The sequence below is a fragment of the Ruegeria sp. AL7 genome (assembly GCF_056536105.1).
Map to the genome: position 1 here is coordinate 1,123,711 of NZ_JBQFJF010000001.1, position 23,638 is coordinate 1,147,348.

19 protein-coding genes are annotated in these 23,638 nt (G+C 57.7%); 10 read left to right on the forward strand and 9 right to left on the reverse strand.

Features of this window, described 5'->3' with window-relative positions; translation table 11 throughout:
• Positions 1 to 38: 38 nt before the first annotated feature.
• Positions 39 to 812, reverse strand: a complete 774-nt coding sequence (locus ACR3E2_RS05610; RefSeq protein ID WP_480480719.1) for a 3-hydroxybutyrate dehydrogenase — start codon at positions 810 to 812, stop codon at positions 39 to 41.
• Positions 813 to 1,112: 300 nt separating this feature from the next.
• On the opposite strand from ACR3E2_RS05610, the gene ACR3E2_RS05615 reads away from it, so the two are divergent.
• Both ACR3E2_RS05615 and ACR3E2_RS05620 read left to right on the forward strand, forming a co-directional pair.
• Positions 1,113 to 2,930, forward strand: coding sequence for an extracellular solute-binding protein (locus tag ACR3E2_RS05615; RefSeq protein WP_480480717.1), 1,818 nt, complete (start codon positions 1,113 to 1,115; stop codon positions 2,928 to 2,930).
• Between the two features lie 554 nt (positions 2,931 to 3,484).
• Positions 3,485 to 3,724, forward strand: coding sequence for a hypothetical protein (locus tag ACR3E2_RS05620; protein ID WP_209503780.1), 240 nt, complete (start codon positions 3,485 to 3,487; stop codon positions 3,722 to 3,724).
• Here the strand turns inward: ACR3E2_RS05620 and ACR3E2_RS05625 are convergent.
• Positions 3,713 to 4,336 carry a helix-turn-helix domain-containing protein gene (locus tag ACR3E2_RS05625; RefSeq protein ID WP_209503779.1) on the reverse strand — a complete coding sequence of 208 codons (624 nt, stop codon included), beginning with the start codon at positions 4,334 to 4,336 and terminating at the stop codon, positions 3,713 to 3,715. The genes ACR3E2_RS05620 and ACR3E2_RS05625 overlap by 12 nt on opposite strands.
• Positions 4,337 to 4,401: 65 nt before the next feature.
• Between ACR3E2_RS05625 and ACR3E2_RS05630 the strand changes: the two genes are divergently transcribed.
• The 4 genes from ACR3E2_RS05630 (at position 4,402) to ACR3E2_RS05645 (ending at position 9,577) form a co-directional block, all read left to right on the forward strand.
• Positions 4,402 to 5,919, forward strand: coding sequence for a class I adenylate-forming enzyme family protein (locus ACR3E2_RS05630; protein WP_480480715.1), 1,518 nt, complete (start codon positions 4,402 to 4,404; stop codon positions 5,917 to 5,919).
• On the forward strand, positions 5,916 to 6,575 hold the full coding sequence (locus ACR3E2_RS05635; RefSeq protein WP_480480713.1) for a DsbA family oxidoreductase: 660 nt from the start codon (positions 5,916 to 5,918) through the stop codon (positions 6,573 to 6,575). Before ACR3E2_RS05630 ends, ACR3E2_RS05635 begins: the two co-directional genes overlap by 4 nt.
• Positions 6,576 to 6,651: 76 nt before the next feature.
• The gene (locus ACR3E2_RS05640) at positions 6,652 to 7,860 is read left to right on the forward strand and encodes a multidrug effflux MFS transporter (RefSeq protein WP_480480711.1); all 1,209 of its coding nucleotides are present in this window, start codon (positions 6,652 to 6,654) and stop codon (positions 7,858 to 7,860) included.
• 58 nt (positions 7,861 to 7,918) lie between these two features.
• A complete protein-coding gene (locus ACR3E2_RS05645; protein WP_480480709.1) occupies positions 7,919 to 9,577 on the forward strand; it encodes a hypothetical protein in 1,659 nt (552 codons plus the stop codon).
• 145 nt (positions 9,578 to 9,722) lie between these two features.
• On the opposite strand, the gene mfd is transcribed toward ACR3E2_RS05645, so the two are convergent.
• Positions 9,723 to 13,181, reverse strand: coding sequence for a transcription-repair coupling factor (mfd, locus tag ACR3E2_RS05650; RefSeq protein WP_480480707.1), 3,459 nt, complete (start codon positions 13,179 to 13,181; stop codon positions 9,723 to 9,725).
• Positions 13,182 to 13,202: 21 nt separating this feature from the next.
• On the reverse strand, positions 13,203 to 13,727 hold the full coding sequence (locus tag ACR3E2_RS05655) for a component of SufBCD complex (RefSeq protein ID WP_480481661.1): 525 nt from the start codon (positions 13,725 to 13,727) through the stop codon (positions 13,203 to 13,205).
• A 119-nt stretch (positions 13,728 to 13,846) separates the two neighbouring features.
• Between ACR3E2_RS05655 and hemB the strand changes: the two genes are divergently transcribed.
• From hemB to ACR3E2_RS05675, 4 genes are all read left to right on the forward strand, one after another.
• Entirely contained in the window at positions 13,847 to 14,845 is a 999-nt protein-coding gene (hemB, locus tag ACR3E2_RS05660) for a porphobilinogen synthase (RefSeq protein WP_480480705.1), read from the forward strand.
• 143 nt (positions 14,846 to 14,988) lie between these two features.
• A complete protein-coding gene (locus ACR3E2_RS05665) occupies positions 14,989 to 15,561 on the forward strand; it encodes a lipid-binding SYLF domain-containing protein (protein WP_480480703.1) in 573 nt (190 codons plus the stop codon).
• A gap of 165 nt (positions 15,562 to 15,726) precedes the next feature.
• Positions 15,727 to 18,189 (forward strand): penicillin acylase family protein, encoded by a 2,463-nt coding sequence (locus tag ACR3E2_RS05670; protein WP_480480701.1) that lies wholly within the window; start codon positions 15,727 to 15,729, stop codon positions 18,187 to 18,189.
• Between the two features lie 108 nt (positions 18,190 to 18,297).
• A complete protein-coding gene (locus ACR3E2_RS05675; RefSeq protein ID WP_480480699.1) occupies positions 18,298 to 18,693 on the forward strand; it encodes a nuclear transport factor 2 family protein in 396 nt (131 codons plus the stop codon).
• A gap of 1 nt (position 18,694) precedes the next feature.
• On the opposite strand, the gene ACR3E2_RS05680 is transcribed toward ACR3E2_RS05675, so the two are convergent.
• From ACR3E2_RS05680 to trkA, 5 genes are all read right to left on the reverse strand, one after another.
• Positions 18,695 to 19,003: a putative quinol monooxygenase gene (locus ACR3E2_RS05680; RefSeq protein ID WP_480480697.1), complete on the reverse strand. Its 309-nt coding sequence runs from the start codon at positions 19,001 to 19,003 to the stop codon at positions 18,695 to 18,697.
• A 20-nt stretch (positions 19,004 to 19,023) separates the two neighbouring features.
• Positions 19,024 to 20,295, reverse strand: coding sequence for a GTPase HflX (gene hflX / locus ACR3E2_RS05685; RefSeq protein WP_480480695.1), 1,272 nt, complete (start codon positions 20,293 to 20,295; stop codon positions 19,024 to 19,026).
• On the reverse strand, positions 20,295 to 20,534 hold the full coding sequence (hfq, locus tag ACR3E2_RS05690) for an RNA chaperone Hfq (RefSeq protein WP_005982826.1): 240 nt from the start codon (positions 20,532 to 20,534) through the stop codon (positions 20,295 to 20,297). The genes hflX and hfq overlap by 1 nt, the downstream gene beginning before the upstream one ends.
• A 132-nt stretch (positions 20,535 to 20,666) precedes the next feature.
• On the reverse strand, positions 20,667 to 22,205 hold the full coding sequence (locus ACR3E2_RS05695) for a TrkH family potassium uptake protein (protein WP_480480693.1): 1,539 nt from the start codon (positions 22,203 to 22,205) through the stop codon (positions 20,667 to 20,669).
• The gene (gene trkA / locus ACR3E2_RS05700; protein ID WP_267366209.1) at positions 22,205 to 23,581 is read right to left on the reverse strand and encodes a Trk system potassium transporter TrkA; all 1,377 of its coding nucleotides are present in this window, start codon (positions 23,579 to 23,581) and stop codon (positions 22,205 to 22,207) included. The genes ACR3E2_RS05695 and trkA overlap by 1 nt, the downstream gene beginning before the upstream one ends.
• Between the last annotated feature and the right edge of the window lie 57 nt (positions 23,582 to 23,638).

The following is a 23,638-nucleotide window of genomic DNA, read 5'->3' on the forward strand; positions in this document are numbered from 1 at the left end:
ATACTCCGGGGGTTTGGGGGCAGCGCCCCCAAGGCCAATCACAAGGCGGTCCAGCCGCCATCGACAGAAATCGTGGTTCCCGTGATCTGCGCCGCTGCGTCCGAGCACAGGAAAATGGTTGTCCCGCCCAGTTGCTCAACCGTGGCGAATTCCTTGGAAGGTTGCCGTTCCAGAAGCACGTTTTTTACAACCTCCTCGCGGCTCATATTGTATTCTTTCATCGTGTTCGGGATTTGGGCCTCAACCAGGGGTGTCAGCACATAGCCCGGGCAAATGGCGTTGCAGGTGATAGGTTCTTGCGCGGTTTCCAACGCAACGGTCTTGGTCATCCCCACCACCCCGTGCTTGGCGGCAACATAGGCTGCCTTGAATGGCGACGCCGTCAGGCCGTGGGCCGAGGCGATATTCACGATACGACCCCAACCCGCCTTGCGCATCATCGGCAGTGCGGCAGCGGTCGTGTGAAAGACCGAGTTCATGTTGATCGCAATAATCGCATCCCATTTTTCCGCCGGAAACTGATCGATCGGGGACACAAACTGAATGCCCGCGTTGTTCACAAGTATGTCGCAAGCTCCGGCCTGCTTAATCAGCGCCCGGCACTCTTCGCCTTTTGACATGTCCGCCTTGATGTAACGCGCTTTGGTTCCGGTCTCTTTGGCAATCTCAGCGGCCAGCGCGTGATCTTCGTCTCGGTCCGTAAAGGAATTCAGGACAACATCTGCTCCGGCCTTCGCCAGCTCGCGCGCGACCCCCAGACCGATGCCAGAATTAGACCCCGTGATGATTGCTGTTTTGCCGGAAAGGCTCATGACCGTTCTCCCTGAAGCGATGATTTGGTGCACAATGCCATGCTGCACCTGCAAAGAAAACGGGGAAACACAACTGCCTGAAATCCCAGCCTGACACTTCTCAAGCAGCCAAAAAAAACGCCCGCACGAAGCGGGCGTTAAGTTATTGAGGCAGGTTTCATACAGGCAAGAAACCTATCGAGCAGTGCATCCTTTATAAGCAATTCCACGCCTTCGTCCAAGCTAAAAGTTTGATAATATGAAAAATCATCACTACGGTGAATCCCAACAAAATAAGGCCAGAGCAGGATTGTTTCCAAAATGAGCCCGGATTTTCTCCGACCGTTTCGACCACTTGCGGCGGGAATCGCAAGCATTTTCATGATCTCTGTCGCCCATGCAGAATCGTCACATGGCATAGCTATGTATGGGGACCCGGCCCTACCACCGGATTTTGTGTCCCTACCCTATGCCAACCCCGATGCCCCCAAAGGAGGCAAAGTCGTTTTCGGAAATACCGGCGGCTATAACAGCCTGAACCCGTTTTTGCAAAAAGGCACCTCGCCCTGGCAATTGCCATTTTGGACCCATGAAAGTCTGATGGGGCGATCCTGGGACGAACCTTTCACACTTTACGGGCTGTTAGCCGAATCAGTTGAGACGGCGCCGGACCGGTCGTGGGTTGAATTTACCCTGCGGGAAGAGGCCCGGTTTTCTGACGGCAGCCCGGTCACGATTGACGACGTGATTTGGTCATATGAGACGCTCGGCACTCAGGGGCATCTGCGCTATCGCGGTTTTTGGGACAAAGTCGACAGGATCGAACAGACCGGCCCGCGTTCGGTTCGGATTACTTTCAACGTGCCTGATCGCGAACTTGCCCTGCTCGCAGGGATGCGTCCGATCCTGCAAAAGGCGCAGTGGCAGGACAAGGATTTTGCCGACGCCGCCTTGCAAGATGTCCCAATCGGCACCGGCCCCTATGTGATCGATAGCTACGAGGCGGGGCGCTATGTGAACCTTCGTCGCAACCCCGAATATTGGGGGCAGGATATCCCGTTCCGCCGCGGCACCATGAATCTGGACGAAATGCGGATCGAGTTCTACGGCGACGGCAGCGTCCTGTTCGAAGCCTTCAAAGCCGGTGAACTATCAGCGGTGCGTGAGTTCAACGGCGACAAATGGGACACGCAATACAGCTTCCCCGCCGTTCAGCGCGGTGATGTCATCAAGACCGAGATACCGCATGGCAAACCGTCAGGCATGACCGGGTTCGTGATGAACACCCGCAAAGCCCCGTTTAACGACTGGCGCGTTCGCGAGGCCCTGACGCTGGCCTTCAATTTCGAATTCATCAACGACACGATCACTGGTGGGACGCAGCCAAGGATCACGTCCTACTTCTCGGGCTCAGACCTGGCCATGCAGCCCGGACCGGCCCAAGGGCAGGTAAAAGCCCTGCTGGAACCCTTTGCCTCGGATCTGATCCCCGGCACGCTGGAAGGGTATGAACTGCCGAAGGGCGACGGTTCAGCCCGCAACCGCGCAAACATCCGCAAAGCCACCAAACTGCTGACCGAATCGGGCTGGACCGTTCAGGACGGGGTTTTGCGCAACACGAATGGTGACCCGTTCAAAATGACGGTCTTGCTACAGCAGGGGGATAGCGAGATGGCGTCGGTGGTCGAGATTTATTCCCGCGCTCTGGAACGGCTTGGCATTCAGGTTACGACGGAGCAGGTCGACAACGCGCAGTATGTCGGGCGCACCGGGGAACTGGATTTTGATGTTACGCCCTTCCGGCGTGCTCTTTCACTGTCTCCCGGCAACGAACAGCGTTTGTATTGGGGAAGCGAGAACGCGGACACACCCGGTACACGCAACCTGATGGGCGTGGCCTCGCCCGCTGTTGATGCGATGATTGACGCCATGCTTGTCTCGGAAACACGTGAAGATTTCACTGCTGCAACCCGCGCACTTGACCGGGTTCTGACGGCTGGTCGCTATGTCATCCCGATCTGGAGTTTTGATGTCGGGCGGATTGCCCACATCCGCGAGCTCAAGTTCCCTGAGACTGTGCCAATCTATGGCGACGGACCACAATACATGCCGGAAGTGTGGTGGTACGACGCCGGGTAATCACTTGAACATCAGGACAGCCGGGCTTTACACGACACCGGCTGTTCACCGCGGGGTGTTGGCGGACCCCTTGAAATACGCGATTCCTTTACGCTCCCTGCACGATTGGCCCCGGAAAACTACGCCTGTCGGCGGAATTCAGCACATGGCCATCACACTCAGGTCTACGTTTGGCGACAGCAGGTCGCAGCCTCACATGCAGGCCATATCGGATGCCGGTCGATCCCATGAGACCCTCCTTCAGCCTGCTTCGGTCAACGTCAAAAGCTGCATTGAATTGCGGTAGTTAGACATTGCCCAAAGATGGAGGTCGCCTTTGCAACCTGCGCGCCGGGAATACCCGGTTCCGCACCAAACAGGTCTCCTGATCCGCAGGTACTTTCAACAGTTTCGAGCCTGCCGCCCTGTTGCCGCAGGTATTGCAGAGGCACAATCTTGTAAAAGGAATGCCGAGACATGCTGCGACATTTTGTCATGTCTTCCCTTACGGCACCCATTACGTACCCTAAAGAGGGGGAGAGCAGTCCTAATCGCTACATAAGGAAAGCTCATACATGATGAACTGGACGGATCTGACACAAGACTGGAATGCGGCCTACGCACGTGCAAAGCGGCGTTTTCCGAATTTGCGTGACCAGGACATGATGCGCGTATCAAAAGACCGTAAAGGGTTCGAAGCCTATCTGGCAGAGCGTCACCAGTTGACCATGAACGAAGCTCATGAAGAGGTCGAAGATTTCCTGTTCACCGAAGGTCTGAACAGAGAATTCTGCCGCGCGTCGCTAAGCAAGTGATGTGACCCAAAGGATTGTCGCGTCTTCGTCGCTGACGGAGATCACGTTGTGGCCCATGCTGCCATCGTAATAGGCGCTGTCACCCCTGCGCATTTCAACCGGCTCATAGAATTCGGTATAAAGCCGGACAACACCGGTCAGAACATACATGAACTCTTCGCCATCGTGGCGCACCCAGCCGTCGAATTCGTCCATGGATCGCGCCCGAACCCGCGCACGGTAGGGCAGCATGTGCTTCTTGGTCAGGGTTTCGGCCAGCAACTCATGCTCGTAGGTCGTTGTCGCGTGGGCCGCCCCTTCGCCCATCCGGGTAATCGCCATCCGTCCGATGACCTGGTCCCGCTGCGGCGGTGTGAAAAGCTGAGGCACCGAGATTTCCAACCCAACCGCAAGCTTTTTGAGCGCGTCATAGGTAGGTGACATCTGCCCGTTCTCGATCTTGCTGAGCGTCGAACGGGCCAAACCGGCCTGACTGGCGGCCTGCTCCAGCGTCCATTTCCGCGCTTTTCGCAATTCGCGCACGCGCGCGCCAAGGTCCAGCGGTTCAACTTCGGTGTGATCGCCGGAATCGCGGGCAATTCGGATCAGGGATTTGGGATCTTGGGTGCTCATGCCATTCTCTATAGGCTTGGCCAGCCGCGCTTGCAACGCGCCAGACACCGCGTTAGCCAATGGCCATGTTATCTGTCTTCGATCAGGGGGCGCCCGCGCCCTGCCCCGCACCGTTCAATCTGGCGGCGCATGTCCTTGGCCGTGCCGATCAGGTCCCTGACAAAGTGGCGTTGTCGGTACTAATGCCCCACGGCGCGCAGGACTGGACCTATCGCGACCTGCAATCTGCCGTGTTGGGCACAGGCGCGGGGTTGCTGCAATCAGGTCTGACACCCGGCGATACCGTTCTGATGCGGCTCGGCAATACGGTGGATTTCCCGATTGCCTATCTGGGCGCGATTTCAGTGGGTATCATTCCGGTGCCGACTTCGTCGCAACTGACGGAACCCGAAACCGCCAGAATGATCGACGATCTGTCCCCGGCTGCGGTTCTTCGTGATCCCGCTGTCTCATGCGCGCCTCATCCCAGACAGATCGAGTTGGATGCATTAAAGGCCATGCGCGAAATTCCACCCGCCAGCTATGACCTGGGCGACCCCGAGCGCATGGCATATGTCGTCTACACCTCGGGAACCTCGGGCAGTCCGCGTGCCGTGGCCCACGCCCATCGGGCAATCTGGGCGCGGCAGATGATGGTTGATGGTTGGTATGGTCTGCGCGCGTCCGATCGGCTGTGTCACGCCGGAGCGTTCAACTGGACCTATACACTTGGCACCGGTCTGATGGACCCGTGGACCATCGGCGCAACCGCCTTGATCCCGGAACCGGGCACGGACATCTCCGCCCTGCCCGCTCTGCTCCGCCAGCATCGCGCAACGATCTTTGCCGCGGCACCGGGGGTCTTTCGCAAATTGGTGCAAGAGTATGAGCAAATCAACTTGCCTGACCTTCGCCACGGTTTATGCGCGGGGGAAAAGCTGTCGCGCGCACTGCACGAGAAATGGCTAAGCGCCACCGGTACGGAGTTGTTCGAAGCCTATGGCATGTCTGAATGCTCGACCTTCATATCCTCCAGCCCGGCCCATCCTGCGCGCGGCGACGCATTGGGGCACCCGCAACCGGGTCGTCGCGTGGCCATTCTGGGCCCGGACGGCCCGGTGCTGCAGGGGCAAGAAGGCACCATCGCCATTCATCGGTCTGACCCTGGATTGATGCTGACCTACCTCAATGCACCGGATGAAGTTGAAACCCGGATGCAAGGCGAATGGTTCCTGACCGGAGATCAAGGGGCAATGGCTGTGGACGGCCAGATCTGTTATCTGGGCCGGGACGACGACATGATGAATGCCGGAGGCTACCGCGTGTCTCCGGTCGAGGTAGAAGCCGCCCTGTCCCGTTTTCCCGGTATCACGCAGGTCGGCGCGGCCGCGGTCGAGGTCAAACCGGACACATTTGTGATAGCAGCCTTCTATACCGGCCCGGAAAAGCTGGACGATGCGGCCCTGCGCGCCTATGTCGAGGCCAATCTGGCACGTTACAAACAACCGCGCGCCTTCATCCACCTGCCTGTGCTGCCCACCGGTGGCAATGGCAAACTCCTGCGCCGGGCGTTGCCGGCCTATTTCGAGGCACCAGCCACATGACCCAGACCGTCAAGCTCGACATCCTGTCCGATCCGATCTGCCCGTGGTGCTATATCGGCAAAACGCATCTGGACAAAGCATTGGCCAATGTGCCCGAGCACCCTTTTGTCATCGAATGGCATCCGTTTCAGTTGAACCCTGATATGCCGGACGCAGGTATGGATCGTCGCGAATATCTGGAACGCAAGTTCGGTGGCAAGGACGGTGCCGTACGTGCTTATGCGCCCGTGGTTGAACACGCTGAAAACGCCGGTCTGAAGATTGACTTCGAAGGCATGAAACGCACACCCAATACTCTGGATGCACATCGCCTGATCCATTGGGCCGGGATCGAAGGCAAACAGAATGCTGTCGTCAATGCGCTGTTCGATGCCTACTTCGTTCAGGCCCGCGATATCGGCGACCCCGAAGTTTTGGCTGACATCGCAGACAGCGCCGGAATGGACGCCGCAGTGGTCATGAAGCTGCTGAAATCCGACGCTGACCGCGAGGATATTCGAAACCGCGACACCCACTCACGCGAAATGGGCGTCAGTTCGGTCCCGACCTACATAGTTGCCAACCAACATGCCGTTCCGGGTGCTCAACCACCTGAAATGTGGGAGAAAGTGATCGCCGAGATCATGTCTCAACTTGAGGCTTCTCCTGCAGAATAGCACAGAGGTCTGTGCGAATTTCCAGTCTGGTCTAACCCGATTCACCGTGATAGCGCGAACAGGTTAGGAGTGCTTCATGGCCAACCGCATGTCGAAGGCGGAATTCATTGCGCTGATCGCAATGATGTTCGCCACTATCGCGTTTTCGATCGATTCAATGCTGCCTGCCCTGCCCGAAATCGGCGCGCAGCTTAGCCCCGATGACGTCAATCGCGCCCAACTGATCTTGACATCCTTCGTTCTGGGAATGGGTATCGGTACATTCTTTACCGGCCCGCTATCGGATGCGCTGGGGCGCAAGCCAGTGATGTTTTGCGGAGCGCTTTTGTACATTGCGGCTTCGGCTGTTGCCTGGGCCAGTTCTTCGCTGGAACTGGTACTGATTGCGCGTGTTGTGCAGGGTCTGGGCGCTGCCGGGCCACGTGTCGTGGCGATGGCCATCACGCGTGACTTGTATTCGGGCCGGGAAATGGCACGCATCATCTCGATTGCCATGATGATCTTTACGTTGGTACCAGCAGCGGCTCCGATGCTGGGCGCTGGTGTTATCGTTCTCTTCGGTTGGCGCGGGATCTTCGTGTCCTTCATCCTGTTTGCTCTGATCGTCGTGTTGTGGATGAGCACACGACTTCCCGAATCTCTGGCTGTCGAGGACCGCCGCCCCTTCCGTCTGCATCTGATGATTGCGGCTGTGAACGAAATGTTTGCGCATCCCACTGTGCGTTTGTCTATCTTCGTGCAAACCTTGTGCATGGGGACCTTGTTCACCATGCTGACTATGGTGCAACCGGTCTATGATGTGGTCCATGATCGGGCCGACAGCTTTCCCTTCTGGTTCGGATTTGTCGCCCTGATGTCAGGTTCGGCCAGCCTTTTGAACGCAGCTTTGGTGGTGCGCGTCGGGATGCGCCGGATGGTCACATTCGCCTTCGGCGCGCAGATAGCCATCACGTCTGTCGTCATCATCCTGAACATGGCGAACCTTTCGCCCGCGATGTCATTTGCCCTGTTTGTCTTCTGGCAGACGATGGTCTTTTTCATGGCTGGTGTAACCATCGGCAATCTGAATGCCATTGCCATGGAACCCATGGGCCACATCGCGGGCATGGCCGCGTCGGTTGTCGGGTCGATTTCAACCGTACTGGCCGCGGCAATCGCCGCGCCGATCGGGCTTCTGTTCAACGGGTCCATCGCGCCTTTGACAATTGGCATCCTGAGTATGTGCGTTCTGGCGTTTGGCCTGATGATCCACATGGGTCGCATCGAAGAACGGCTGCCAGCCTGACCTGTGAATCGCGGGTGAAACACGCTATCCTACCCAGAACTTAAGGGGAGGAACTGCGATGTGCGATTACTACGATCTGGGCAGCTATTCCTGCGCGATTTCCACATCCAGTCCCGAAGCTCAGCTGTGGTTTGACCGTGGCCTAAACTGGACATACGGTTACAATCACGAAGAGGCGCTGGTCTGTTTTCAACGCGCGGCCGAGCATGATCCGAATTGCGCGATGGCCTATTGGGGTGTCGCGTATGCCGCCGGACCAAACTACAACCTCCCGTGGGACCTGCTGGATGAGAGAGGTCGGGAAGAAGCGTTGGCACGGTCTTACGACGCGATGCAGAAAGCCCTTGGTCTGCTGGCAAGGTGCACTGCCGTCGAACAGGCCCTGATTCAGGCCCTACCTGCGCGTTACCCGCAACGTAGTCCGGTGGAGGACATGCACCAATGGGACCACGGTTTTGCCGACGCGATGCGCACGGCATTTGCGGCACACCCGGACCACCTCGACTTGCGTACCATTTATGTCGAAGCGCTGCTGAACCTGACACCATGGCAGATGTGGGATCTGAAAACGGGCCAACCCGCCCAGGGCGCGGCAACGAAGGAAGCGCAGGATGCGCTTGAATGGGCCATGGCAAACGATCCGTCTGCGATGTCTCACCCAGGCCTGCTGCACCTCTATGTTCATCTGATGGAAATGTCTCCAACACCAGAGAAAGCCCTGAAAGCAGGGGATGTCCTGCGCACATTGGTTCCGGATGCAGGCCACTTGGTACATATGCCGACGCATATCGATGTGCTTTGCGGACACTATCACAACGTTGTACACTGGAACGAAAAAGCCTCGGAAGCCGACCTGAAATATTACGAGCGCGAAGGCGCGTTCAACATCTACACAGGCTATCGCCAGCACAATTATCACTTTGCCATCTACGGTGCGCTTTTTCTTGGACAGATCGAACCCGCCCTACGTGCAAATCAGGGATTGTGGGATACAACGCCCGAAGAATTGCTGCGCGTCGAAAGTCCCCCGATGGCCGATTACTTCGAAAGCTACATGTCCATGGGCCCTCACATCCTGATCCGGTTTGGCCGCTGGGACGAGGCTAAGACACTGAAACTGCCCTCAGATCCTGACCTGTTCCGCACTCTGACCGCCACAACGCACTACGCGCGCGCCATCGCTCATGCAGCAACCGGTGATATCGCCAATGCCGAGGCCGAAGAAAATCTGTTCCTTGCTGCCAAGGAATGCGTTCCGGAAACACGCAGGCTGCACAACAACCGTGTGATTGACCTGCTGGAAATTGCGCGGGAAATGCTGCGCGGTGAGATCGAGTACCGCAAGGGCAACTTTGAAATCGCTTTTGCCCATCTGCGCCGCTCGGTCGAGTTGGACGATACCTTGCCCTATGACGAACCCTGGGGATGGATGCAGCCGACCCGCCACGCGCTTGGGGCGCTTCTTTTCGAACAAGGACGGCTGTCCGAAGCTGAAAACGTCTATCGTGAAGATCTGGGTTTGGGCGGCACGCTAAGTCGCGCCTCGATACATCCTGACAACGTATGGAGTTTGAAGGGCCTTTACGATTGCCTCAAGGCACGCAGCGAACAGGTCGAAGTCCTGCAGATCAAACAGCGGCTCGACCAGGCGTTGGCCCGCGCCGACCGAATGGTAGCTGCGTCCTGCTTCTGTGCGCAGGCGGCAATGCGTAGCTAAAATGTCTTGATCGTGCTGACACACGATGCCTCCGGCGGGGATATTTTTAGCCAGATGAAGCAGGGATCCGCTTCTTCATCTGGCCGTAAATATCCCGGGGGAGATGCGCGGAACGCGCAGCGGGGGCAGAGCCCCCTCCCACATCTCAACCTGCTTTAACCTTTTTCTGCGCGGCGACCACTTTTTCAGCAAGATCGCGGGCAATTGCAAAAGCCCCTTTAATCTTGTCGCTGTCTTTTTTCCAGTCCCGGCGCACGACGATCTTGTTGTCTTTGACCTTGGCCATACCGCGTTGATTTTGAATGAACTCAACCAGTCCCTGCGGCGAAGCGAATTTGTCATTGTGAAACTGGATGGTCGCGCCTTTCGGTCCGCCGTCGAGCTTTGCGATCCCTGCGCGTTTACACATGGCCTTGATCCGCACAACCAGCATCAAGGTATTCACCTCCTTCGGCAATTTGCCAAAACGGTCAATCAATTCCGCAGCAAAGCCTTCCAGTTCGACCTTTGTCGACAGCGATGACAGGCGGCGATAGAGCCCCAGGCGCACATCCAGATCTGGCACATAGTTCTCGGGGATCAGAACCGGCACACCCAGATTGATCTGCGGGGCCCATTGATCGTCTGCATCCGACAGCCCCTCCATCTCGCCGGCTTTGATCTTGGCAATCGCCTCTTCCAGCATGGATTGGTAAAGCTCATAGCCGACATCGCGCATCTGGCCGGATTGTTCTTCACCCAACAGGTTGCCCGCACCACGTATGTCCAGATCCTGCGAGGCCAAAGTAAAGCCGGCACCCAACGTGTCCAGCGAGCCCAGAACACGCAGGCGTTTTTCGGCGGCAGCAGTCAGTTTCTGGCGCGGTTTGGTGGTCAGGTAAGCATAAGCACGGGTTTTCGAGCGCCCAACGCGCCCCCGGATCTGATAGAGCTGGGCAAGGCCAAACATGTCCGCACGGTGCACGACCATCGTGTTTGCGGTCGGGATGTCCAACCCGCTTTCGACGATTGTTGTGGCCAGCAGCACATCGTACTTGCCGTCATAAAACGCGTTCATCCGATCATCGAGCTCACCCGCTGCCATCTGGCCATGGGCAACCACGTAAGTGAGCTCAGGCAGTTGATCTTTCAGAAATTCTTCGATCTCAGGCAGGTCCGAGATGCGCGGTACAACATAGAAACTTTGCCCCCCACGATAGTGTTCACGCAGCAGCGCTTCTCGGATTGTGACTGCATCAAACTCGCTGACATAGGTGCGGATTGCCAGTCGGTCGATTGGAGGTGTTCCGATAATCGACAGGTCGCGCACGCCGGTCAACGACAGTTGCAGCGTTCGCGGGATCGGTGTCGCGGTCAGGGTCAGCACGTGAATGTCTGAGCGCAGCTGTTTCAGCCGTTCCTTATGACCCACGCCAAAATGCTGTTCCTCGTCAATGATCAGAAGCCCCAGATTGTTGAACCGTATGTTCTTGGCCAAAAGCGCGTGCGTTCCGATCACGATGTCCACTGTCCCGCGGGCCAGCCCGTCACGGGTTTTTTGGGCTTCTTTCGCCGAAACAAAGCGTGACAATTGCCGCACCTCCAGCGGGAACCCCCGAAAGCGTTCCCTGAAACTCGCGGCATGCTGGCGGGCCAGCAGGGTGGTGGGCGCTACAACCGCAACCTGAACGCCCGACATGGCTGCGACAAATGCGGCACGCATGGCAACCTCGGTCTTGCCAAAGCCGACGTCACCGCAGATCAGACGATCCATTGGTGCGCCGGAATGGATATCTTCCATTACATCCGAGATCGCCCGCAACTGGTCTTCGGTTTCCTGATACGGGAATCGCGCGCTGAATTCCTCCCACGCGTGGGGCGGCGGATCCATGACCGGGGCTTTGCGCAGCGCGCGTTCAGCGGCGATGAGGATCAGCTTATCGGCCATCTCGCGGATGCGCTCTTTCAGCTTGGCCTTCTTTGCCTGCCACGCGCCGCCGCCCAAACGGTCCAGCAGACCTTCGTCATGTCCGTATTTCGACAGCAATTCTATGTTTTCGACCGGCAGGTACAGCTTTGCCCGCTCGGCATATTCCAGCAACAGGCATTCATGGGCAGCACCGGCTGCGGTGACGACCTCCATGCCCATGTAACGACCTATGCCGTGATCCACGTGTACAACCAGATCACCGGGGCTGAGCGATTGGGTTTCGGTCAGAAAGTTCTCGGCCTTGCGGCGTTTTTTGGGCTGACGGATCAGCCTGTCGCCCAGCACATCCTGTTCAGCGATCACCGCTAAATCAGGAGTTTCGAACCCATGCTCCAACGCCCAGACGGCAAGGTGCAAGCCGCGTTTTCCAATGCGGGTGCCATTGGCCACATGTATCGCCTCGGCCAACCCTTCGTCTTCGATCAGGCCGGTCAGGCGTTCCCGCGCGCCATCGGAATATGAGGCGATCAGCACCGGTCCTTTGTCGAGCTTTGCAGTGATGTGACTGGCCAAAGCACCGAACAAGCTGATGCTTTCCTGCTGGCGTTCCGGTGCAAAGTTGCGTCCGATACGTCCGCCCGCGTCTATGACACCGGGGCCAGAGGCTTGCGGCAGCGGGCTGAACTGCAAAACCCGACGATCCGCGACCGCCGCCTCCCAGGCGGTATCGTCAAGATACAACAACCCCGGAGGTGTGGGTTTATAGACCGTGTCCATACGGGATCGGTTTTCCAGCGCCAGTCGCCGGGTTTCGTACTGATCGGCAATCGTATCCCAACGCGCCAGACGCGCGGGCGTCACCTGATCATCGACAGTGATCACCGCATCCGGCAAATAGTCGAATAACGTCTCAAGTTTTTCGTGGAAGAACGGCAGCCAATGTTCGATCCCCTGATGTTTGCGGCCCGCGCTTACGGCCTCATACAATGGGTCATCTGTACCGGCGGCACCAAACTCGATGCGATAGTTCTGACGGAACCGGGTTATGGCGGCCTCGTCCAGGATGACTTCGGACACCGGTGCAAGTTCAACGATGTCCAGCTTTTCGGTTGTTCGCTGGGACGCCGGATCAAAGCGTCGCGCACCGTCCAGAACGTCACCGAACAGGTCCAGCCGAACCGGGCCCGTCTCTCCCGGAGGGAAGATGTCGATAATGCCGCCACGGATGGCGTAATCGCCGGGTTCCATCACCGTTGGACTTTGTGTGAACCCCATACGCACCAGAAAGTTTCGCAGAGCGGTTTCATCTATGCGATGGCCAACTCGGGCAGTAAACGCCGCCTCTCGCAAAACCTCTCGTGCCGGGACGCGTTGGGTCGCGGCGTTCAGCGTGGTCAGCAATACATACTGTTGGGGCATCTGGTGAACCAGCGCCGCCAGTGTGGCGACGCGCGCCGCCGAGATATCCGCATTGGGCGAGACCCGATCATAAGGAAGGCAATCCCAGCCCGGAAACACAAAGACAGGCATCTGAGGCGCAAAGAACGCCAGTGCGGAACGCATCGCTTCCATCCGCTTGTCATCGCGTGCGACATGGGCCACCGGCCCCTTGCTGCGGGCAATCTCGTTCAGCACCAGCTGCGCGTCAAACCCTTCGGGGGCGCCGCCAACTGTCACGTGGTTCGGAGCCTTCATCGCCTCGCCTTTCAGAATCTTCTATCCCAGAACGCCAATCGAAAGGTTCTGATACATGCCCCAGAACGAAGTGACCAGTATCGAGATCATGCCAATGATCTGGGTATACAGTCGGCAGCGGGAAATTGTTTTTGAGACAGTTTCAAGCGTCAATTCCTGCCGCCGAAGACGCCTTGCATGCACGATATTGATCAAAAGCACCAAGGTCATTGGGAACAAAAGTAAAAACAGGGCCTGCGCGAATTCGACGTCATAATAGAACCCAAGCGTGGCCATCCCGGTAAACAGAAAACACCCAAACGCCAAAAGGATGGTGCCAGACATCTCGACAATCAGCAGAATCCGATTTGTATGGATGCGAACGATGTCGAGCAGATCGGTTTCGACCTGACCTCCGATCCGGCGGGCACGGACAACCAGATCATATGGGATGCCCATCACCCAGTGGCTGGCCGACGACCAGAGTACCGCCAGTACGATCCAGAACCACAGATTCGAAAAGCTGCGCATGTCGATGAGTTCAAAGATCGAAGAGTACCAGTCCAAACCCAACCCTTTATTCACACTACTCAGGGGGGTTCCATCTAGGCGCGCGTCCATTGATACCCTTGAGACCTTTGTGAATTCATGCCACCCAATGCACGAATGTTCAAGGAGAACGCGCCATGAAACCGACCATTGCCCCATTTCCCATGACCCGCTTTCGCCGCGCCCGTCAATCACAGGCAATTCGTGCGCTGGTGCGTGAGAACACTCTGACAACGGATGACCTGATCTGGCCGGTTTTCGTACGCGATGGCGAAGGCATTGAAGAGCCCGTGCCCTCGATGCCTGGTGTGGTTCGCAGATCGGTTGACCTGATTGCCAAAGCGGCGGTCGAGGCCAAGGCCCTTGGGATTCCTGCGATTTGCATCTTTCCCTACACCGACCCGGCACTGAAAACCGAAGACTGCGCCGAGGCATGGAACCCCGACAACCTGTCAAACCGGGCCATCCGGGCAATCAAGGCAGCGGCTCCGGACATTGCCGTAATGACGGATGTGGCGCTTGACCCGTATAACATCAACGGTCACGACGGATATGTCGTTGACGGCGAAATCGTCAACGACCAGACCGTCGAGGCACTGGTAAAGATGACGCTGGCACAGGCCGACGCCGGTGCGGATATCATCGGCCCGTCGGACATGATGGATGGCCGGATCGGGGAAATGCGTCGCGCGCTGGAAGGTGCAGGCTATCACAACGTGATGATCCTCAGCTATGCCGCAAAATATGCCAGTGCGTTTTACGGACCCTTCCGCGACGCGGTCGGCGCATCGGGGGCCCTGACGGGCGACAAGAAGACATACCAGATGGACCCTGCAAACTCGGACGAGGCTTTGCGCCTGATCGAACGCGATCTGACCGAAGGCGCGGATATGGTGATGATCAAGCCGGGCATGCCTTATCTGGATATCTGCCGCCGCGTGAAAGACAGTTTCGGTGCGCCGACATATGCCTATCAGGTATCGGGCGAATACGCGATGATCCAGGCCGCAGCCCAGAACGGCTGGATCGATGGCGAGAAGGTGATGCTGGAAAGCCTTCTGGCCTTCAAACGCGCCGGTTGCGATGGAATTCTGACCTATTTCTCTCCTCAGGTTGCGCGCATCCTGCAGGGATAAAGCCCGCAAGTTTCGCGATATTTCGCCGATAAGATTGCCCGATCGGGCAGCTTTCCCGTGACACATCGCCCTGATCGGCGTATCCTTGCCGCCAAGACCGGGATCACCCGGCATATCAGGCACAGTTACAGAGATATAAAACCATGAGCAGTTCCAACTCCCCCCGACTGAATCGTCGCGGCTTTGCCTTGGGCATGGCAGGTCTGAGCTTGACCGCCGCCTGCGGCAACGGTGTCGGCAATTCCAACGCAGCAACAATCGACGCCCGTGTCGACGCCACCCTGACCGAGATGTACAGCCGCTATCCCAATACGGTTGAGATTGCGAACAAGGCCAACGGCATGCTGGTCATGCCGCTGATTACCGAAGCCGGTTTCGTGTTCGGTGGCGGTTACGGTCGCGGCGCGCTGCGCATCAACGGTGCAACAGTTGACTTTTACTCGGCCGTCAAGGGCACGGCCGGGCTACAGATCGGTGCGCAGCAATATGCGCATGTTCTGTTTTTCATGACCGAAGACGCCCTGAACGACTTCCGTCGCTCCAGTGGTTGGACAGCCGGAGCGGATATTGGCTATGTGGTCAGCGATCAGGGCGATTCCCTGTCGACAGACACAACGACACTGCGCACGCCCGTTCTGGCTGCCATCTTCGGACAGGCTGGGCTTCAGATCGGTGCGACCGTGGAAGGCACGAAATATACCCGCATTATTCCATAATTCGGGCTTCCCACTTCTTCTGACAAACCCCATCACGGCGGAATGCTGCGGTGGGGTGTTTGTTTTCATCCTTTCCGCACAGGTTCTTGCCGCGTTCCTCTTTCGGTTGGACCCGCCATCCACTAATCTCCGCGCAACCTTCATGTACTAGAATTTGGGGCAGTAATGGGTCTTGTTTTCCGCTGGCTGGTGCGCATCGTGTCGGGTCTGATCATGCTGATCCTCGCTGCAATGGGCCTTGTCTATTTTCTGGCCAGCCAATCCCTGCCGGATTATGACCAGACGCTCGAAGTCAACGGGTTGACCGCTCCGGTCGAGATCGTGCGCGACACCGCCAATGTGCCGCACATTCTGGCCCAAAATGACCCGGATGTGTTTTTCGGTCTTGGATATGCCCACGCGCAGGATCGGTTGTGGCAGATGACGGTCATGCGCCGCACTGCACAGGGTCGCTTGTCCGAGATCTTTGGACCGCGCACCCTGCGCGTTGACAAGCTGCTGCGCCGGTTGGATCTGTACGGCCTTGCCCATCGCTCGGTTGAGGTACAGGACGACTATACTAAGGCCGCCCTTCGTGCTTATGCGGCCGGGGTCAACGCACGCCTGACCGAGATCAACGACGAGGCATTGGGGCGCGGCGCGCCTGAAATGTTCCTGTTCAATGCCCCCGTCTCACCCTGGCAACCGGGCGACAGTATTGCCGTGATCAAACTTATGGCACTGCAACTGTCCGGTCACCTGACAGACGAGGTTCTGCGCGCGCGTACGTCTTTGATGCTGAGCAATCCTGACAGACTGGCAGACATTCTGCCCGATGTTCCCGGCCCCGGCATTGCTGCGCTGCCTGAATACGCTTCGCTGTTTCCCAACCTTCCGCGCTATGCCGCTGGTACGAGTTTTCCTGAAACGCCTCTGTCACCCCTTCCCAAACGCGGGCTGGCGGGGGCATCAAACGCCTGGACTGCTGCGCCTTCGCGCTCGGCAAGCGGTGGGACGTTGCTGGCCAACGACCCACATCTGGGCTTCACAGCACCCGGCGTGTGGTATCTGGCGCATCTTGGTCTGGCAAAGGGAAGCGTCATTGGGGCCTCGATCCCAGGTATTCCCGCAATCATGACCGGCCGCAGTGACCGGTTGGGTTGGGGGGTGACGTCATCCTATCTTGACGATCAGGACATTCATATTGAGCAGCTGAACCCGGAAAACCCCGAAGAATACCTGACCCCGGATGGCTATAAGGAATTCCAGACCCGTCCTTCGATCATTGAAATCAAAGGGGAAGCTCCGGTTACACTGACGCTGCGCTGGACTGAAAACGGGCCAGTGTTGCCCGGTACGGATTACAAGCTGGAAACCATCACACCGCCGGGCCATGTTGCGTCTTTGTCCTGGACGGCGCTCAGCCCGCAAGACACTTCGATGACGGCGTCCATGGCCCTGATGAACGCGGACAACGTGCAGGACGCCGTAACCGTGGCCCGGCAATTCATTGCGCCCTCGCAAAACCTGTCACTGGTCGACAAAACGACAATAGGGATGAAACTGATTGGCGCCATGCCCCGGCGTGATCTGCAAAACCAAAGCCGCGGACGCATTCCGACACCCGGCTGGATCGAAGCAAACCGCTGGCAAGGCCGCCTGCCCTACGCCAACAACCCGGAATTCGTGGCCCCAGCCGGTGGCGTTCTGGGCAACACCAACAACAAGATCATCGACCGCCCGTTCCCGGATCATGTGTCCTACGAGTGGGGTGACACTCAGCGCGTACATCGCTGGGAACGCCTGATGCAATCGCGTGAGGTGCATACCCGCGACAGTTTCATTGAGGCGCAACTGGATACGGTCAGTTTCACCGCGCGCTCTCTGCTGCCGCTGATCGGTGCTGACCTTTGGTACACCGGTGCCTCGGCCCCTGAAGGGACGCCCGAACGACAGCGCCAGATTGCGCTGTCGCTGCTGGCGGACTGGAACGGCGAGATGAACGAGCACCTGCCCGAACCGCTGATCTATGCAGCCTGGGTGCGGGCGCTTCAGATCCGCCTGATTTCGGACGAGCTTGGGCCGCTGGCCAGCGAATTCAAACATGTCGAGCCCCTGTTCATCGAACGGGTCTATCGTGACATTGATGGCGCCGGTGTCTGGTGCGATGTACGACAAAGCGCGCCGGTTGAAACCTGCACCGAAATGGCTCGACTTGCGCTGGATGATGCGCTGATCTGGATCACTGAACGTTACGGTAGCGCACTGGAATCCTTACGCTGGGGTGATGCCCATCAGGCAACCCACGATCACCCGGTTCTGGGGAACGTGCCGATACTTCGGTATTTTGTGAACATTCGCCAATCGACCAGTGGCGGTGACAACACCTTGCTGCGCGGGCGCACGTCGGGCGAAGGGCTCGACCCGTTTCAGAACGTGCACGGGGCGGGGTATCGCGGTGTGTATGACTTTGCTGATCCCAACAGTTCGGTCTTTATCACGGCTACCGGCCAATCGGGCCATTTCCTGTCGCGCTATTACGACGATCAGGCGCAGCTGTGGCGGCGTGGCGAGTATATTCCCATGTCGCTGGACCTTGACCTTGCCCGCGCCGCTGCTGTCGGAGTGACCAATCTGATCCCACGTTAAGCATCAGGGTTTCGGCGACTCCCCGCCCCTTTTTGTCCGGACCGTGGACGCCATGCGGCAGTTTCGCCTACCATCACCGGGCGAACTGTTTCGGACCAGGGGGAAACTATGGCCAGCATTCGGGATACTCTGAACAACCTTGCCCGGGATTACGCAATCGCCTGGAGTTCAGGTGACGCCGATGCCGTTGCCAGTTTTTTCGCGCTGGACGGACGGATTACAATCAACAGAGGTGACCCGATCGAAGGGCGCGCAGCGATTGCCGATATGGCCCGGGGTTTCTACGCCGATTTTCCTGATCTGGAGGTGCGCTGCGACATGATGCGATGGGCCGGATCTCATGCCCTATTTGTCTGGACGCTGGAAGGGCACCACTCACAGACTGGTAATCATGTCGTTGCGCGCGGTTGGGAAGAATGGGAATTGACACCCGACAATCTAGTTCAGTCATCCTTGGGTTGGTTCGACCCTGATGACTATCAGCGACAGATAGACGGGCGATAATCTAGTCCAGACGGTCGCTTGCGGTTTCAATTGTGTAACTCCGCGGTATTCCCTGTGTAATCAGAAACCACTCGGATGCCTTCGTCCGCTGCTGATGCGCATCAAAGGCCTGCTGATTCACAAAAACCTCTGAAACAGTGAACCGTCCGGGTGTGATCTGATCCTCGACAACGTCGAACGACAGGCAACCCTCTTCCGCCTTTGTGAGGGCGATATGCGTGGGCAGAGCGGCGCGCACATCTTCAAGGCGGTCCGCCGGGACATCAATAAATCCGGTCAGGAATACTCTTTGATCCATTGTATCAGCCATCTTCCGCAATTTCACTGTATCTATAGTGTGTCGAATTGGGCGGCCTGCTTATTTGTCCAAAGAACAGTGATACGAAACCCCTCTTCGGTCTGCTCTTCAGATTGTACAACATCCTGCCGGAACAACCACGCCCGCTTGTTCCCTTCCGCAAAGGTCAGGTTCAGAACAACCTCGTGCCGGGCCCCTTGCAGAATTGCTGCAATCTCGGACAGTAAAGGGGTCACGCCTTCGCCGGTAACTGCCGAAATGGCAAATATGGCCGGATCGCGATCCGCCCTCGCCAACGCGGCGTCTTTTTCTTCCGTTCTCAGCAAGTCAGTCTTGTTCCAAACCTCAAGCCGGGGGCGTTCTGCGTCGACACCAAGCGAGGTCAGGATTGCTTCGACATCCTGCGCCTGTGCTTCGGTTTCTTCATGGCTGATATCGCGCACGTGAACAATCAGATCAGCACCCAACACCTCTTCAAGCGTGGCCCGAAAAGACGCCACAAGCTCGGTCGGCAGGTTCGAGATAAAACCCACCGTATCCGACAGGATCACTTCCGGGCCATCGGGCAGTTGCACGCGGCGCATGGTAGGGTCCAGCGTGGCAAACAGCATGTCCTTGGCCAACACTTCGGCCCCGGTCAGCCGATTGAACAGAGTAGATTTCCCGGCATTGGTATATCCAACCAATGCAACGATCGGATAGGGCACCTTGGCGCGCGCGGCACGGTGCAAGGTGCGGGTCTTGACCACTTTCTGCAATTGGCGGCGCAAACGCACCAGTTGTTCGTCAATGGCGCGGCGGTCGGCTTCGATCTGGGTCTCGCCGGGTCCGCCGACAAATCCCAAACCGCCACGCTGACGTTCAAGGTGGGTCCAGGCCCGCACCAGCCGTGTCCGCTGATAGCTGAGCGCAGCCATTTCGACCTGCAACACCCCTTCACGGGTACGTGCGCGGTCGCTGAAAATCTCAAGGATCAGCCCGGTCCGGTCGAGGATCTTGACCTTCCATGCCTTTTCCAGATTGCGCTGCTGAACCGGTGTTACCGGTCCATCGATCAGAACCAGCTCAACCTCGTTTTCACGAAGCCGCTCACCCAGTTCTTCGATCTTGCCACTGCCAAACAAATAGCCGGGTTGGGCGCGTTGCAGGCGTACGATTTCAGACCCGATCACATCCAGATCGGGCAAAGCGGCGGCCAGCGCAACCGCCTCAGCCAGCGCAGGTTCGGGAACGCGGCGCTGTTCATCTGATTTGATTTCGGGATGCAGCACCCAGGCCCGGGTGCGCGTCCGGTCATGTTCCATCAAGAGGCGTCTTCGCCCTCATACAGGTTGATCGGCTGTGATGGCATGATGGTTGAAATCGCGTGCTTGTACACCAGCTGCGACTGTCCGTCGCGGCGCAACAATACACAGAAATTGTCGAACCAGGTGATCACACCCTGCAATTTCACGCCATTGATCAGGAAAATTGTAACCGGAACCTTAGCTTTCCGTACATTGTTCAGGAAAGCATCCTGAAGATTCTGTCTGTCCGAAGCCATATTATGATAATCTCGCCATTGTTCTTGCTACGCGTTGCGGACCAACGCGCTCCCTCCCGGTGAGTATGGAGTGCCGCGGTAAGATATTCCAGACGAAAAATTAAGCACTAAAGACGACGGGATCCAACCGGTTCAATCCCGCCACAGCGAAGGGGTGATCAGGGCGATGATCGCAAGCGTCTCGAGCCGGCCAATGACCATCGCCGCGCACAGCGTCAGCTTGGCCCCTGCGGACAGGTCGATCAACCGGATTGGAACATCAGTGGCCAATTCAATCAGCGGACCCGTCGTGCTGAGCGTTGCGACGCTGAGCACCATGGCCTGTTCGAACCCAGCCCCCATTGCGGCCAGCAAAAGGTTGAACACCGCCAGTGTCAGCGCAAAGAGCATCAGAAAGATCCAGGCGATAAACGCGCCGTCCCTTTGAATGCGTCGGTTGCCACCTCCAACCCCGCTGACGGATGAGGGATAGATCAACCGGTCGATCTCGCGCGCACCGTTCAAGTACAGGGCAAAAACCCGCAGCAGTTTCACGCCGCCAGCCGTGGTCGCAACCCCTCCACCGATCAGGGCCAGCCCCATCAGCAACAATCCGGGCGTTCCCAGACCAGATAATTGCTGCGCATCATCCCAGTTTGCGCTTTCAAACCCGGCGGTTGTCAGAAAGGCCAGAACGGTGAACAGCATACCCCAAATGACCTGCAATGCCTGTAAAGGCTCGATTTGCCCACCGATTTCCGTAACACCAGCAATAACGCGAAAGAACAATAACGCCGCAACGGCCAGAACAATCATCAGGCCAATGCGAAACTCCGGGTCCGTATCCAGTCGGGAATAACCGGATGTCGCCGTGTCGGTCGAAAATGTCAGGCGCGAAAGGGCAAAGAACAGGAACAAAAACAAGATCGCCTCACCCGTGAAGCCCGCCTGCGCGCCTTCCATGCCGCCCACCGGAGAAATTCCGGACGTCGCCATGACCGACATTGCGTGGCAAACGGCTGTCAGTCCGGTTTCGCCTGCGATCAGAAGAAGGATCCAGATCACAGCCGTCAACCCGGCATAGACCGGGGTCAGTCCCTTTGCCACACGGATCAGTCGACCGCGCGGATCAACGCGTTCGCTTTGCGCAACACCCGATACCGGGCGACCCGGCTGACCGCGGGCCGTGACCTCGAACCCACCCAGCGACAAAGGCGCAAGGATTGCCGCGGCGGCAATCCACATCAGCAAACCGCCCATCCATCCAACCAAGGCGCGCCACAGGTGCAGCGGGGCCGTCAGGCGGTCTGGATCCGGAAACAGATCCGCCCCCGTGGTTGTCAGGGCACTGACCATGTCAAAATAGGCGTTCAGGAATGTGGTCGTTCCCAGCGCATCGTGAAATGGAATCGCAAGAAAGACAGGCAGAATGGTGAAACATGCAAGCATCACCGCCAATTGTCCCAAAGTTCCGCGCCTTGGCACACGGTTGGACGAGGCCAGTGCGACACTGACGACCAGAAACAACCCTATGATACCGGAGTACAAAAACGACCGCGATGTATCGTGATCATCCAGCGCCAGCGCGTAAACTGCCGGAATCCACATGGCCAGTGACGCAATAGCCCAGATCAGAAGAAACAGCGGCAACCGCCGCAATAGCCCGATCTGTTGTATCCCCGCATGCGCCATCAGAAGAAATCGATTGAAACCTGCATCAGGCGTTCGACCTCAGGCACGTCGTTGGCCATGGCAAAGATCGCGACGACATCCTTTTCATCGATCCTGAGGCTGCCCGTCGGTCGCATAACCTCATCTCCTTTGCGCACGGCCCCCACCAGTACGCCCTCGGGAAAATCGATATCGCGCAGCTTTTGACCCGCCATGGGAGAGGTTGAAAGAACCTCAGCCTCGATCACTTCGGCCTCAGCATCTCCGATCGAGTAGACCTGTCGCACCCGGCCATGACGGATGTGGCGCAAGATCGAACTGACGGTGGTTGCCCGCGGATTGATATACGCATCAATCCCCAAAGGTCCCATCAGGGCCACCATACTGGGATCATTGATCAAAGCGATCGCCAGGGCACAACCCTCGGCCTTGGCGCGTACAGCGGCCAGCATGTTCGTGCGGTCGTCATCCGTAACCGCCAGCATTGCATCCGCTCTGTCGATACCGGCTTCGCTCAACAAACTGGCATCAAGGCCATCACCGTGCAGCACAATCGTTCGTTCCAGCGCCTCGGCGGCGATCTCGGCGCATCGGCGATCCCGCTCGACGATTTTGGCGCGCACGCGGCTTTTTTGTTCTTCCAGAGTTCGCGCCACTTCAAGCCCGACATTGCCCCCGCCCACGATCACCACACGATCCTGACGCTTTTGGGTCTTGCCAAACACCTCCATAGTGCGATCCACGTCTTTTACATTGGTAAAGACGTAGCATTCGTCGCCCACAAACAGCTGATCCTCGGATTCTGGTGCAAACAGCGTGCCATCGCGACGCACCCCCACTACGATCGAACTGAGCGTTGAGAACAAATCGGTCAGTTGCCGCAAAGGTGTGTTCACGATCGGGCAGTCTTCATCCACGCGAATACCCAAAAGCTGCGCCTTGCCGTCCATGAAAATCTCGGTGTCAAAGGCGGACGGGGCCGACAGGCGGCGCATCGCAGCAGCGGCAACTTCGCGTTCGGGGCTGATCACCACATCAATCGGCAGATGATCGCGCCGGTAAAGGTCCGAGTGGATCGCCTCAAGATATGATTTCGACCGCAGTCGCGCGATCTTGCGCTGGATCGAAAAGACCGAATGCGCCATCTGGCAGGTGACCATGTTCACCTCATCCGAATGGGTCGCAGCGATGATCATGTCCGCATCGCGCGCGCCTGCCCTTTCAAGCACATCGGGGTAACTTGCAAACCCGGCGATCCCCTGCACATCCAGCGTTTCGGTCGCCCGCCGTACCAGATCGGGATTGTTGTCGACAACGGTGACGTCGTTCAATTCACCCGAAAGGTGCCGCGCAATCTGCCAACCGACCTGACCCGCGCCGCAAATAATGACCTTCATGTTTCTGGCCCTTCTGCCTGAAAGGATTGAATGACAGATGGCCCCAAAGCGGTCAAT

Bases quoted from the DNA above. Each gene is read 5' to 3' on its own strand.
- ACR3E2_RS05625 (WP_209503779.1), bottom strand. From the start codon at position 4,336: ATGAGCACCCAAGATCCCAAATCCCTGATCCGAATTGCCCGCGATTCC.
- ACR3E2_RS05615 (WP_480480717.1), top strand. From the start codon at position 1,113: ATGAGCCCGGATTTTCTCCGACCGTTTCGACCACTTGCGGCGGGAATC.
- ACR3E2_RS05610 (WP_480480719.1), bottom strand. From the start codon at position 812: ATGAGCCTTTCCGGCAAAACAGCAATCATCACGGGGTCTAATTCTGGC.
- ACR3E2_RS05640 (WP_480480711.1), top strand. From the start codon at position 6,652: ATGGCCAACCGCATGTCGAAGGCGGAATTCATTGCGCTGATCGCAATG.
- ACR3E2_RS05675 (WP_480480699.1), top strand. From the start codon at position 18,298: ATGGCCAGCATTCGGGATACTCTGAACAACCTTGCCCGGGATTACGCA.
- ACR3E2_RS05680 (WP_480480697.1), bottom strand. From the start codon at position 19,003: ATGGCTGATACAATGGATCAAAGAGTATTCCTGACCGGATTTATTGAT.
- ACR3E2_RS05620 (WP_209503780.1), top strand. From the start codon at position 3,485: ATGATGAACTGGACGGATCTGACACAAGACTGGAATGCGGCCTACGCA.
- ACR3E2_RS05630 (WP_480480715.1), top strand. From the start codon at position 4,402: ATGTTATCTGTCTTCGATCAGGGGGCGCCCGCGCCCTGCCCCGCACCG.
- trkA (WP_267366209.1), bottom strand. From the start codon at position 23,581: ATGAAGGTCATTATTTGCGGCGCGGGTCAGGTCGGTTGGCAGATTGCG.
- hfq (WP_005982826.1), bottom strand. From the start codon at position 20,534: ATGGCTTCGGACAGACAGAATCTTCAGGATGCTTTCCTGAACAATGTA.
- ACR3E2_RS05695 (WP_480480693.1), bottom strand. From the start codon at position 22,205: ATGGCGCATGCGGGGATACAACAGATCGGGCTATTGCGGCGGTTGCCG.
- mfd (WP_480480707.1), bottom strand. From the start codon at position 13,181: ATGAAGGCTCCGAACCACGTGACAGTTGGCGGCGCCCCCGAAGGGTTT.
- ACR3E2_RS05665 (WP_480480703.1), top strand. From the start codon at position 14,989: ATGAGCAGTTCCAACTCCCCCCGACTGAATCGTCGCGGCTTTGCCTTG.
- ACR3E2_RS05635 (WP_480480713.1), top strand. From the start codon at position 5,916: ATGACCCAGACCGTCAAGCTCGACATCCTGTCCGATCCGATCTGCCCG.
- ACR3E2_RS05645 (WP_480480709.1), top strand. From the start codon at position 7,919: ATGTGCGATTACTACGATCTGGGCAGCTATTCCTGCGCGATTTCCACA.
- hemB (WP_480480705.1), top strand. From the start codon at position 13,847: ATGAAACCGACCATTGCCCCATTTCCCATGACCCGCTTTCGCCGCGCC.
- ACR3E2_RS05670 (WP_480480701.1), top strand. From the start codon at position 15,727: ATGGGTCTTGTTTTCCGCTGGCTGGTGCGCATCGTGTCGGGTCTGATC.
- hflX (WP_480480695.1), bottom strand. From the start codon at position 20,295: ATGGAACATGACCGGACGCGCACCCGGGCCTGGGTGCTGCATCCCGAA.